Origin of the sequence: Paenibacillus sp. LC231, assembly GCF_001860525.1 — a bacterium.
Lineage (GTDB): Bacteria > Bacillota > Bacilli > Paenibacillales > Paenibacillaceae > Paenibacillus_AQ.
Map to the genome: position 1 here is coordinate 41,670 of NZ_JFOM01000023.1, position 12,443 is coordinate 54,112.

Consider the following 12,443-nt stretch of genomic DNA (forward strand, 5'->3'; position numbering starts at 1 on the left):
CCGTCTTGAATCAAAGTCTGCCGCCTAAGATATTTCGCTCTTAAGCGCTCTTATCCCAGTATAACCTTTCTTGCGGAGAATCAGTACCTTGTGATCTCCCCGCCACAATAACAAACCCCTTGAACAAATATTCAAGGGGTTTGATTCTTGCTGACGTGAATCTCAAGAAGTTAATTACTTAACTTCTACGGATGCGCCTGCTTCTTCCAATTTAGCTTTAACAGCTTCTGCTTCTTCTTTAGCTACTTTTTCTTTCAATGGTTTTGGAGCGTTGTCAACTAGTTCTTTTGCTTCTTTCAAGCCAAGACCTGTGATTTCGCGAACCACTTTGATTACATTGATTTTGGACGCGCCTGCGCTAGTCAGGATTACGTCGAACTCGGACTGCTCTGCTTCAGCAGCTACACCAGCGCCACCTACAACAGCTACTGGAGCTGCAGCAGTTACACCAAATTCTTCTTCGATTGCTTTAACGAGATCGTTCAGTTCCAGAACGGACATACCTTTAATTGCTTCCAAGATTTGCTCTTTGCTCATTTAAGTTGAACCTCCATTTATTATTAAGATTTTATAGTTGTTGTTACACAGCTTCAGCAAGACAAAGCTTATGCGCCTTGTTCTTCCTTCTCAGCAACAGCCTTAACTGCAAGCGCGAAGTTGCGCACTGGAGCTTGAAGCACGCTGAGGAGCATGGAGAGGAGACCTTCGCGGGACGGAAGTTCTGCCAGAGCTTTGATTTCGCTCTCTCCGATTACACGGCCTTCTACTACGCCGCCTTTCAATTTCAACGCGTCGTTTTTCTTAGCAAAATCGTTAAGGATTTTTGCTGGAGCGACAGCGTCATTGGTACCAAATGCAACAGCTGTTGGACCAGTCAAGACTTCGTCCAGATCAGTCAGCTCTGCTGCCGCAGTTGCACGGCGAAGCAGCGTGTTTTTCAGTACTTGGAACTCGACGCCAGCTTCACGAAGCTGTTTACGAAGTTCAGTTACTTGCGCAACGTTCAGTCCGCGATAGTCAGCAACTACTGTCGATACGCTCTCGCGCAGTTTAGCAGCAACGACATCAACCGCTTCTTGTTTCGCTTGAATCACTTTTGCGTTTGCCAATGATTACACCTCCTGGTTGTATTAGTAGCGTAAGAGCACCAAGCTCCCCGCTCTTCCTACGGGCACTAAAAAAGCCTCCGTAGAATCACGAAGGCCTGATGAATCATCATTTGGCCGGAGAAACCGGACAAATTGTTGACGTTCTATCATAACACCTCGGTAGGAAATTAAGCCTGCTTAGGGCACCTACTGTCTACGGTAAGCATATTCAACTTTAAGGGTCAGTCTCGAAGACTCACAACTGTTACATAATACCAAACCTCATCGACCAAAGTCAATGGTAATATTATCTGTAGACGGTTGTGTTCACGCGAGCGCTTGGTCCCATCGTCGAGGAAACAGCGATGCCTTTCAGGTATACACCTTTAGCAGCAGCTGGTTTCGCACGATTCAATGCATCGATGAGAGCTTTGAGGTTCTCATTCAATTGAGCTGCATCGAAAGACACTTTACCGATCGGCGCGTGAATTTGACCTGCTTTGTCCAGACGGTACTCGATTTTACCGGCTTTGATTTCTTGAACAGCCTTAGCAACATCGAATGTAACCGTGCCAGCTTTAGGGTTAGGCATCAGGCCTTTACCACCGAGCAGACGGCCAAGTTTACCGACTTCACTCATCATATCAGGTGTAGCTACGCAGACATCGAACTCGAACCAGCCTTGTTGGATTTTGTTGATCATGTCTTGATCGCCAACAAAATCAGCGCCAGCAGCTTCTGCCTCTTTCGCTTTTTCACCTTTTGCAAATACCAGAACGCGTTGTGTTTTACCTGTGCCGTGAGGCAAGACAACAACACCACGAACAGCCTGGTCTTGTTTACGCGGGTCTACACCCAAACGTACAGCCGCTTCAACAGTTTCGTCGAATTTGGCAGTTGCAGCCTTCTTCACAAGCTCTACAGCTTCCAAAGGCTCATAAGTTGCTTCGCTGTCAATCAGCTTCGCAGCTTCAACGTATTTTTTACCGTGTTTAGCCATGTTTGTTTTCCTCCTTTGTGGTGTTAGCGGAAATTCCTCCCACATAATCCGAACCTAGTTCGGTTTCAATCAAAAGACAATTAGTCTTCGATTGTGATACCCATACTACGGGCAGTACCTTCTACCATCTTCATTGCAGCTTCAACAGATGCAGCGTTCAGGTCAGGCATTTTTTGCTCAGCGATTTGACGAACAGCGTCACGCTTAACAGTTGCAACTTTCTTCTTGTTAGGCTCGCCGGATCCTTTTTCGATCTTAGCAGCCACACGAAGCAGAACAGCAGCCGGTGGAGTTTTAGTGATGAACGTAAAGGAACGATCTTCAAACACCGAAATTTCAACCGGAATGATCAGACCAGCTTGATCAGCAGTACGTGCGTTGAACTCTTTACAGAATGCCATGATGTTGACACCCGCTTGACCCAATGCAGGACCTACTGGAGGAGCCGGATTCGCTTTACCTGCAGGAATTTGCAGTTTCACAATCTTGATAACTTTCTTAGCCATGGTTGACACCTCCTTGCATCAATAGTGGTAGCGGACGCTTTGACACGCCCTCCCACAAGAAACCTGAAGAATTAAATCTTCTCCACTTGAGTATAATCCAACTCCAGCGGGGTTTCCCGTCCAAACATGTTGACGTGAACTTTCAACTTGCTCTTTTCAGCCAAAATCTCTTCCACGGAGCCCACAAAATTCGCAAAAGGACCAACCTTGATACGAACGGATTCCTTGATGTCGAATTCGATCTTCGGTTTCGGCTCTTCCATGCCCATATGCTTCAGAATCTGTTCTACTTCTTCTGGAAGCAAAGGCGTCGGTTTAGAACCGGACCCTGTCGAACCAACAAAACCGGTCACTCCTGGTGTATTGCGGACAACATACCAAGAATCATCGGTCTGAATCATTTCGACCAAGACATATCCCGGGTAAACTTTACGCATGACGGTTTTTTTCTTGCCGTCTTTGTTTACGATTTCTTCTTCCATCGGAACAAGAACGCGGAATATTTTGTCCTCCATGCCCATGGACTCGACACGTTTTTCCAAATTGGCTTTGACTTTATTCTCATACCCAGAGTAGGTATGAACTACGTACCATCTTTTTTCCATATCAAGCCACCTGGGACCCTTCTAAATTATCGCTTCGATCACAGCGGAAATACCGATGTCTACAACCCAAAAATAAATCGTGACAAACACAATGGTGCCGAGAACAATTAAAGTATAGTTCGTCAGTTCTTTACGATTGGGCCAGCGAACTTTTTTAAGTTCCGCCCAGCTTTCAGAGAAAAAGGAAAACAGAGACTTGAAACCACGTTTCACGCCGACTACACCTCCAAAAGAAAACTATCTGGTTTCGCGATGAGGAGTTTGCTCGTTACAGAACTTGCAAAATTTCTTCATCTCCATGCGGTCGGGGTGATTTCGCTTGTTTTTGGTGGTTGTGTAGTTTCTTTGTTTGCAGCTTGTACAAGCCAAAGTGATAATTACCCGCATGATGTGCACCTCCCGAAGACGTCCTTCTTTGTCAGAAGAATCGATATTGATCCTAGTAGAAACAACCTTGTTCTCATCGAAACCCGGTTATTTCTGCGAGATGAATAAAACCGTTGTTCCAAAAGCTGTAACAACGATCCATTCATAAAACACGCGAATTTAGGCCTACCTAAAACACTTTATCACAAGGGTAGCGCCATTTCAAGCCTTTTTCTCTCTGATTGCGGGCTGCAATAAATGCCATTGCCAGCTAATCCAGGGAATAAGTCCCCGGAATAATGTAAACATCTCACTGTAAAAAACTGTGGCGTTTCACAGTCTTTGTCCATCCTGCATAGCATTTAGTCTATATCCAGTATGTTCAATCTTCCAAGAGATGAAACACCAAATATTACACATTTTGCGTTTTGCGAAGATGGACATCTTGGAATTTCGTCCTATCAGCTAAAAAATCAATGGCGACAAAGTATCAAAAAGATCCTTCGCCGGCCATCCTGATTCAATAACGATCAGGCAATTAAAAAAAGGCTCTGATTGAGCCTTCTGCTTCTTATCCGACACTTGCTATTAATTATCCCTGACTTCCAGATAACGTTCAAGCTTTCGCTTTACTCGCTGGAGTGCATTGTCAATCGATTTTACATGACGCCTTAAATCTACCGCAATCTCTTGATAGGATCGACCGTCCAAATAGAGCATCAGGACTTTCCGTTCCAGATCACTTAAGATCTCTGACATCTTGTCTTCCAGGCCGACAAATTCCTCTTGATTGATGATCAGTTCCTCCGGATCGCTTACCGCGGTACCGCAAATGACATCCAGCAGCGTACGGTCCGAATCCTCATCATAAATCGGCTTGTCCAATGAGACATACGAATTGAGCGGAATATGCTTCTGTCTCGTAGCGGTCTTAATTGCCGTAATGATCTGTCTGGTAATGCAGAGCTCGGCAAAGGCCTTGAACGAGGACAGCTTATCCCCTTTAAAATCACGAATTGCCTTGTACAGCCCGATCATGCCTTCCTGGACAATATCTTCCCGGTCAGCGCCAATCAGAAAATAGGAGCGGGCTTTAGCACGTACAAAATTCCGGTATTTATTGATCAAATACTCCAGCGCCCCGCTATCACCCTCGCGGACCGCCTCGACAATGTCTTCATCGCTTATCACATCATACCCTGACAACATGACTTCCTTGAGGTCCACACTCAATAGAATCCCTCCGGCCCGGAACGCACGGTAGCCCGTCACTCGCTTGAAATATATGACAAGTATATATGATGTCTACTAGACCGTCAACCACGATCTGCCTAAAATAGACCGATAATAACATTTAATGTAAACTTTTTCATAGATTCATATACCGTTTTCATTCTCCAAATGAGCCGACCTCTCGTCCCTAATGTGTAAAACAGTTCTATTCCCTTCGCCAGCGCTCGAACGCCTGTCTCACATCCGGCGGCAGCTTCCCGTCAAGTGTATTCCTGCTCTTGGTCTGCTCTTTCGTTATTTTCTGCTTCACTTCGCGCTCGCTCTGCTCCACCTCGTTAAGCAACTCCCGGGCGGACAGCCGGAGTGCTCCCCGAGCAAAAATCACGTGCTGCTCAATTAAATCGCTGGTCGCCACATAAATTTTTCGCCGGCGGTGGCTGAACTCACCGACTAGCCGTTCAATGCACTCATCGGCGGTTTCTTTCTCCTTCGTAAAAAACACCTGAACCTTGCCTTGCGTGTAGGATTTCCCCAGTCCAGGAACACGGTATGCGTCAAAAATCACCACGACTCTGAGGCCTGAGAACGCCTGGTAATCCGCTAATTTCTCCAGCAGCATGTCTCGCGCTTCATGCATGCTGCTATTGGCGAGCTTCGCAAGATATGGCCAGCCGCCGATCATATTATAACCGTCGACCAGCAGCACATCCCGCCAATCGGCCATCATTGCTAACCTTGAAGGCGGCGACGGCGAAGCACTTCGTACATAACGACACCTGCGGCAACCGAGGCGTTAAGCGAATTGATCTTTCCGGCCATCGGCAGTTTCACAAGCACATCGCATTTCTCACGGATCAGACGCCCCATCCCTTTATTCTCATTACCGATAACGATAGCAACCGGCCCGTCAAAAACATCGGTGTCATACAATTCCTGAACGGCATCAACAACGGTCCCGACAACCCATACACCCATTTCCTTCAGCTGATCGATGGTTTGGCCCAGATTGGTCACCCTAGCTACGGGCACATACTCCACTGCGCCGGCAGATGTTTTGGATACCGTTGCCGTTACTTGTGCGGATCTGCGCTTAGGCAGTATGACGCCATGAGCACCCGTGCAGTCTGCCGTCCGGAGAATCGAGCCCAGATTGTGCGGATCCTCGATCTCGTCAAGAAGCAGCAGGAAAGGCGGTTCGCCTTTTCCCTCTGCAACCTTCAGCAAATCCTCCACTTCCACATAAGCATAGGGTGCCGCTTGCGCAACCACGCCTTGATGCTGAACTCCCGGAACCATCTGATCCAGCTTGCGTTTGTCTACATGCTGAATGACAATACCCAGTTTCTTCGCTTCCGCGATGATCGGCAGGGTCAGGTGCTTTTGCGCATTTTCGGCAATCCATATTTTGTTGATCGTACGTCCTGATTTGAGCGCTTCCGTTACGGAGTGCTTACCAGCTACTACTTCCTCTTCTTGCAACATGTAGTTCTCCTCCTGCATATCAGCCGGCGTCCCCCCTTGCGGAAACACCGGCTGTATCGTTTCAATGTGATGCGATATTGTCTAACGGTCTATTTAACAGACCCCTCAATATACTCGATGCTCTTCCCTATGAGCTCACGGAGCCGGTCCTGCTCACCCGTATAATATAAATACCCAACCAGCGTCTCAAATGCCGTAGCATGCCGGTATTCGAGGACGTCGGCATTTTTGGGGATGCTGCCGGATTTGGCGTTGCGTCCCTGACGCACAATATCGCGCTCTTCTTCCGTCAGTTCCGGATCCAGATAAGCCAATATTCGGCTCTGTGCCTTCGCCGACACAAATCCTGTTGCCGAACGGTGCAGGTGATGGGGGCGGAGATTCGCTTTCGATATCAAAAACTGCCGCACCGCCACCTCATAAATGGAATCTCCGATATAGGCAAGCACGATGGGCGGGATTAACCGGGCCGGCTTCGACGGCGGAAAATCGAACCAGCCTACTGCGGGATCATGAAACTCAGGCCCGCTCATTTACGCCGCCAGCGCATACCTTGCGCCGTATCCTCAAGCACGATGCCTTCATCCGCCAGCTTGTCGCGGATTTCATCCGCTCGGGCCCAGTTTTTATTCTTCCGGGCTTCGATACGTTCGGCAATCAGAGCTTCAATCTCCTCATCCAGCAATTCATCCGTGCCTGTATTTACGATGCGCAGCACGCCGTTCATTTCGTTGAAAGCGCGCAGCACTTCATGCAGGTCCGCCGCAGGAATCGAGGCTTCCTTCAACAGCTGATTCGCCTCGCTGGCCCATTGGAACATGGCGGTGATGGCGTCCGGCGTGTTGAAATCATCCTGCATCTTCTGATGAAATTCGACAAGGACGGCCGATATTTTATCCGCAACTTCCTGGCTTACGGTATCGTCCTTCGAACCGATCGCGGTACTCAATCGATGCTCGATATTAGCCGCCGCATTCGCCAGACGTTCCACGCTGTTCTGCGCCTGCTCCATCACCTCATCGCTATAATTCAGCGGGTTGCGGTAATGGGTGGACAACATGAAATAGCGGATAGCTTCTTTCGTATATTGTTCACGAAGTTCCTTAACCAATACACCGTTCCCTAACGATTTCGACATTTTCTCGTTATTGATGCGGATATATCCATTGTGCATCCAATAGTTCGCCAGCGGTTTGCCTGTCAGTGCCTCCGACTGCGCAACTTCGCATTCATGGTGCGGGAACTGCAGGTCCTGGCCGCCGCCATGGATATCCAGCGTATCCCCGAGATAACGACGGGCCATGGCGGAGCACTCAATATGCCAGCCTGGACGGCCGTCGCCCCAAGGACTGCTCCAGTAGATCTCTCCAGGCTTCGCGGCTTTCCATAGGACAAAGTCTTCCGGATTTTCTTTCCGCTTATCCACCTCAATCCGGATACCGAATTGCAGCTCGTCGAGATTTTGCTGGGACAGCTTCCCGTAATCGTCAAACTTGCGGGTCCGGTAGAATACATCTCCCCCGTTCTCATAAGCAAAGTCGCGGTCAATGAGTTCCTGGATGAATTCGATAATGTTCTCCATATTGTCCGTTACCCGTGGATTCAATGTCGCTCTTGGTATGCCAAGACCGTCCAGATCCTCGTAATAGGCGTTAATAAACTTATCCGCGACCTCCGGAACGGTCGTCCCGGTTTGCTCCGCTTTCCGGATCATTTTGTCATCCACATCCGTAAAGTTCACCACGTAATTCACATCATTACCCTGGTTCTCAAAGTAAGCTCGAACCACGTCGAAAAAGATCATCGGCCGAGCATTCCCGATATGGATATAATCGTACACGGTAGGACCGCACACGTAGATCTTTACCTTCCCGGGTTCCTGAGCAACAAACGTTTCTTTCATGCGGGTTAGCGTGTTATAGATTTGCAGTGCCATAGGGTATCATCTCAATCCTTTCATTCCATCGCTTATTGTTCCTTCACGGCTTACGGGCTTACTCTTCTTTGGCCGAAGACACAACGGCCTCGGATACCATGCCTTTAGGCTGGTTTCGTTTGCTCTCATGAAGCTCCGCCCGGAGCTGATCGATCTCCTTCTGCATCGAACGGAGCATATCAACAATCGGATCGGGCAGATTCGTATGATCCAGCCGGTCGCGCACCCGCTCCCCGTTCTGTTTCACGATTTTCCCCGGATTGCCGACAACGGTGCTGTTTTGGGGAACAGGTCTTAATACGACTGCATTGGAACCAATGTTACAGTTATCCCCAATCGTAAAGGAACCTAGCACCTTCGCCCCCGAACCGATGACCACATTGTTGCCGATGGTCGGGTGCCGCTTGCCTTTTTCCTTGCCGGTTCCTCCAAGCGTAACCCCCTGGTAGATCACTACGTCATCCCCAATCTCACAGGTCTCTCCAATAACAACCCCCATCCCATGGTCAATGAACAGCCGCTGCCCGATACGGGCTCCCGGATGAATCTCGATCCCTGTCATAAACCGGCTGAACTGGGATATCAACCGGGCCAGCGTATACCATCGCCGCTTAAATAATGCATGAGCTACCCGGTGCGCCCATAATGCGTGAAGCCCCGAGTAGGTGAATACCACTTCAAAAAGTCCCCGGGCAGCCGGGTCATTCTCGAACACTGTCCGAATATCCGATTTCATCTGTTTAAACATGAACGCTCCCTCTTTCCCCTCTTCCAATCGCGCATGCAACTTGCTATCCATCGTTATTCCTGTAACTAAAAAACGCCCCTGCAGCTTATCGCTGCAGAGGCGCTAGACCGCGGTTCCACTCTGCTTAGAACCGGCACAAGCTTCCTCCCTTCGTCAGGGACGGATTCTACCGATTCTCTTCATGTCATTAACGGCAGACGACCGGCATGATCTAACGATTGTGTTCGCTTCAACCATGCAGCTCACAGGTGCATTTCCGCTGCAGGCGACGGGACAACTCTCAGCCGGCAAATTCAAGTGGTCCTTGTCTTCTGCCGATTGTCCTCTCTGGAACGTGCCTGTTTTACGCGTACTTCTCCTGATCGTAGCTTTTATATGTTTAATATTTGTTGATCTAGTTGATGGCAACAACGACAACGCTCTATAGAACGCTGCGATTCCGGATTGTGCTTCCGATCGCTGTTGCCTTCCGATTTCTTTAACGATTATTACTTAGGTGGAAATCGGAATGCAAAGGCGAACGCTTCGCTTCTACAGCACAATTCCGGCCTCTCCGCTACTTTCGCCGTAAGAGTGACTGCTACCAAACCTTAACCTAGATCAAAGAATACTTTACTTATAGTTTGGTGTAATTATAACTGATGAGATACGGGCTGACAAGGAACGTTTATCGAGGAAGCCGCCCGAATTTTATGCGCCTTTGATCTGAGAACGCAAACGGTCAAGCACGCGATCCCTGCCAAGCAGCCAGATCGTCTGGTTCAGGTCGCGGCCATGGGTTTGTCCCGTCAAGGCTACGCGGATCGGCATAAAGAGCTGTTTGCCCTTAAATCCGGTCTCCTTCTGAACTTCCTTGATCAGCGCCGCAATCTTCGGAGCGTTAAACTCATCCGTCTGCTCGATCTTCGCAAGGAATGCCGACAATACGACTGGGACCTGCTCGCCGCCCATCACTTCAATCCCTTCGGCATCCAGCTCCAGGTGCGTACGGAAGAACACTTCCGACAGATCCACGATATCCGAAGCCGCCGTCAGCTGCTCCTGATAGAGCGCCACGAGCGCGCGTGCCCACTCCTCTTGCTCGGCCGTAAGCTCGGACGGCAAGCGGCTGGCTTTTTGCAGATGCGGAATGGCTAAATCGGCGATCCGATCCGGATCCGCATTCTTGATATACGTGTTGTTCAGATGAGCCAGCTTGTTCGTATCGAATACCGCCGGGCTCTTGGACAGACGATGCTCATCGAAGATCGAGATCAGCTGCTCTTGGGAGAACACTTCCTCTTCCCCTTCCGGAGACCAGCCAAGCAGCGAGATGAAGTTGAACAGCGCTTCAGGCAAATAGCCAAGCTGGTCATACTGCTCGATAAACTGGATGATCGATTCATTACGCTTGCTCAGCTTCTTATGATCCTCGCCCACGATCAGGGTCATATGTCCGAACTGAGGCGGCTCCCACCCGAAGGCTTCATAGATCATCAGCTGGCGCGGCGTATTGGAGATATGATCCTCCCCGCGGAGCACATGGCTGATCTTCATCAGATGATCGTCTAAGGCTACCGCGAAATTGTAGGTAGGAATGCCGTCTTTTTTGACGATAACGAAGTCGCCCGTCTCTTTGCTGTTAAACGAAATCGTACCCTTCACCATATCATCGAATGTGTAGATCCGATCTTCCGGAACGCGGAAGCGGATGCTGGCCACACGACCTTCAGCCTCAAACGCCTGCCGCTGCTCTTCCGTCAACTCCCGGTGCTTCCCGGAATAGCGCGGCGTTTCGCCGCGAGCCATCTGCTCTTCCCGCTCCTGCTCCAGCTCTTCTTCCGTGCAATAGCAGCGGTAGGCAAGCCCGCGATCCAGAAGGTCCTGCCAATATTGTTTATAAATATCAAGACGCTCAGTCTGGCGATAAGGCCCGTACTCGCCCCCGACATCCACGCTTTCATCCCAGTCCATGCCCAGCCACTTCAAGTATTTCAGCTGGCTTTGCTCTCCGCCTTCTACGTTGCGTTTTACATCCGTATCCTCGATACGGATAATGAATTTCCCGTTGTTTTTGCGGGCGAATAAATAATTGAATAATGCCGTTCTGGCATTGCCGATATGTAAATGTCCCGTTGGACTCGGTGCATAGCGCACGCGGACTTCTCCGGTCATTGTAAACCCCTCCGCTTCCCTATTCTTTCAAGATTCCTAGCTCAAAAAATTCCCTTATTGAACACATACTTCAAGATGATAGCACACCTTTTACGAGGCAGACAACCGATTGCGCGGCGATTCCTTCGCCCCTGCCGGTAAACCCGAGCTGCTCGGTAGTGGTCGCCTTCACGTTCACCTGATCCACCTCAGCATCCAGCGCTTTGGCGATCACTTCCGCCATCTGCGGAATATAGGGTGCCATCTTTGGCTTCTGCGCAATAATCGTGGAATCGATATTACCAAGTGTATACCCGCGTTCCTTGGCCATGACCCATACCTGCTCCAAGAGCTTCAGGCTGTCGGCGTCTTTAAAGGCAGGATCGTTATCGGGAAAGTGGCGCCCAATGTCGCCGAGCCCAAGCGCCCCCAGGATCGCGTCCGTTACGGCGTGCAGCAGCACGTCGGCGTCGGAGTGCCCGAGAAGCCCTTTCTCATAAGGAATCGTGACGCCTCCGATGATGCACGGCCTTCCTTCTACAAGCTGATGTACGTCAAACCCCTGTCCTACTCGAATCATTCCATGTCCTCTCCCTTACGTTTCTGTAAAAAAGCCGCATATTCCAGATCCTCCGGCGTGGTGATTTTAATATTGTTGTATTTCCCCTCCACCACGGTTACCGGATGTCCTGCCCGCTCCATCAGCATGGCATCGTCGGTGCCTGTAAACCCATCCTTCGCCGCTGCCTCATGGGCGGACAGCAGGTCGGAAAGACGAAAAGCCTGTGGGGTCTGAACGGCCCACAGACTTTGACGGTCCGGGGTGCCTGTAATCTGCCCCTTACCGTTCACCTGTTTAATCGTATCCTTCACGGGAACCCCAAGTACCGAGGCGCCCTCGCGGATTGCCGCATCGCGGCAGGCTTCAATCTCCTCTTGCGTTACAAACGGCCTAACGCCGTCATGTATCATTACCCATTCTGAAGAAATTTGCTTGATGCCTTGGTATACGGACTGCTGCCTCTCGCTTCCCCCAGGGATTACAGCGGACACCTTGTCCAAACCGTATTCCTGTATCCAGGATTCGCAGCGAGGGACATCCTCCATCCCCGTCACAAGCACAATTTCCTGCAGCCATGGTATCCGGCTGAATGCTTCAAGCGTATGAACGATAATGGGCTTTCCGTTCAGAGCCAGGTACTGCTTGCTCTCCCGGGTACCCATCCTCGTTCCTTTTCCCGCCGCTACAATGACAGCGCCAAAGTTACTCATCAAGCACCAAACTCCTGTCTCACCCAACACGCCCCAAACGGACGAATAGCGGATATGTATATCCCCATCATACC

16 protein-coding genes and 1 other annotated feature are annotated in these 12,443 nt (G+C 49.8%); all 16 genes read right to left on the reverse strand.

The annotated features are described in order from the left end of the window. Positions 1-174: 174 nt before the first annotated feature. The 16 genes from rplL to ispD all read right to left on the reverse strand — a co-directional run bounded on the left by rplL (position 175) and on the right by ispD (position 12,369). The gene (rplL, locus tag AK95_RS16525; RefSeq protein WP_071221025.1) at positions 175-537 is read right to left on the reverse strand and encodes a 50S ribosomal protein L7/L12; all 363 of its coding nucleotides are present in this window, start codon (positions 535-537) and stop codon (positions 175-177) included. 68 nt (positions 538-605) lie between these two features. Beyond that, positions 606-1,109, reverse strand: a complete 504-nt coding sequence (gene rplJ / locus AK95_RS16530) for a 50S ribosomal protein L10 (protein ID WP_009591975.1) — start codon at positions 1,107-1,109, stop codon at positions 606-608. 58 nt (positions 1,110-1,167) lie between these two features. Further along, positions 1,168-1,326: a sequence feature (ribosomal protein L10 leader region), on the reverse strand. Positions 1,327-1,395: 69 nt separating this feature from the next. Further along, a complete protein-coding gene (rplA, locus tag AK95_RS16535; protein ID WP_009591966.1) occupies positions 1,396-2,088 on the reverse strand; it encodes a 50S ribosomal protein L1 in 693 nt (230 codons plus the stop codon). Between the two features lie 80 nt (positions 2,089-2,168). Next, positions 2,169-2,594 carry a 50S ribosomal protein L11 gene (gene rplK / locus AK95_RS16540; RefSeq protein ID WP_006212938.1) on the reverse strand — a complete coding sequence of 142 codons (426 nt, stop codon included), beginning with the start codon at positions 2,592-2,594 and terminating at the stop codon, positions 2,169-2,171. Positions 2,595-2,665: 71 nt separating this feature from the next. Beyond that, positions 2,666-3,199: a transcription termination/antitermination protein NusG gene (nusG, locus tag AK95_RS16545; protein WP_006212939.1), complete on the reverse strand. Its 534-nt coding sequence runs from the start codon at positions 3,197-3,199 to the stop codon at positions 2,666-2,668. Positions 3,200-3,220: 21 nt separating this feature from the next. Next, on the reverse strand, positions 3,221-3,412 hold the full coding sequence (secE, locus tag AK95_RS16550) for a preprotein translocase subunit SecE (protein WP_006212940.1): 192 nt from the start codon (positions 3,410-3,412) through the stop codon (positions 3,221-3,223). 24 nt (positions 3,413-3,436) lie between these two features. Further along, positions 3,437-3,586, reverse strand: a complete 150-nt coding sequence (gene rpmG, locus AK95_RS33495) for a 50S ribosomal protein L33 (protein WP_006212941.1) — start codon at positions 3,584-3,586, stop codon at positions 3,437-3,439. A 567-nt stretch (positions 3,587-4,153) separates the two neighbouring features. After that, positions 4,154-4,798, reverse strand: a complete 645-nt coding sequence (gene sigH / locus AK95_RS16555; RefSeq protein WP_006212942.1) for an RNA polymerase sporulation sigma factor SigH — start codon at positions 4,796-4,798, stop codon at positions 4,154-4,156. A gap of 205 nt (positions 4,799-5,003) precedes the next feature. Continuing rightward, positions 5,004-5,522 (reverse strand): NYN domain-containing protein, encoded by a 519-nt coding sequence (locus AK95_RS16560; RefSeq protein WP_071221026.1) that lies wholly within the window; start codon positions 5,520-5,522, stop codon positions 5,004-5,006. A gap of 5 nt (positions 5,523-5,527) precedes the next feature. Then, positions 5,528-6,280 (reverse strand): 23S rRNA (guanosine(2251)-2'-O)-methyltransferase RlmB, encoded by a 753-nt coding sequence (rlmB, locus tag AK95_RS16565; protein ID WP_071221027.1) that lies wholly within the window; start codon positions 6,278-6,280, stop codon positions 5,528-5,530. Positions 6,281-6,369: 89 nt separating this feature from the next. Beyond that, positions 6,370-6,813 (reverse strand): Mini-ribonuclease 3, encoded by a 444-nt coding sequence (locus tag AK95_RS16570; protein ID WP_071221028.1) that lies wholly within the window; start codon positions 6,811-6,813, stop codon positions 6,370-6,372. Beyond that, complete coding sequence (cysS, locus tag AK95_RS16575) at positions 6,810-8,216, reverse strand: cysteine--tRNA ligase (RefSeq protein ID WP_071221029.1); 1,407 nt, start codon at positions 8,214-8,216, stop codon at positions 6,810-6,812. The genes AK95_RS16570 and cysS overlap by 4 nt, the downstream gene beginning before the upstream one ends. Before the next feature lie 58 nt (positions 8,217-8,274). Further along, entirely contained in the window at positions 8,275-8,964 is a 690-nt protein-coding gene (gene cysE / locus AK95_RS16580) for a serine O-acetyltransferase (protein ID WP_071221030.1), read from the reverse strand. Positions 8,965-9,654: 690 nt separating this feature from the next. Beyond that, positions 9,655-11,118, reverse strand: coding sequence for a glutamate--tRNA ligase (gene gltX, locus AK95_RS16585; RefSeq protein WP_071221031.1), 1,464 nt, complete (start codon positions 11,116-11,118; stop codon positions 9,655-9,657). A gap of 70 nt (positions 11,119-11,188) precedes the next feature. Then, positions 11,189-11,677: a 2-C-methyl-D-erythritol 2,4-cyclodiphosphate synthase gene (gene ispF, locus AK95_RS16590; protein WP_071221032.1), complete on the reverse strand. Its 489-nt coding sequence runs from the start codon at positions 11,675-11,677 to the stop codon at positions 11,189-11,191. Continuing rightward, positions 11,674-12,369: a 2-C-methyl-D-erythritol 4-phosphate cytidylyltransferase gene (gene ispD, locus AK95_RS16595; RefSeq protein ID WP_071221033.1), complete on the reverse strand. Its 696-nt coding sequence runs from the start codon at positions 12,367-12,369 to the stop codon at positions 11,674-11,676. Before ispD ends, ispF begins: the two co-directional genes overlap by 4 nt. Positions 12,370-12,443 lie beyond the last annotated feature (74 nt).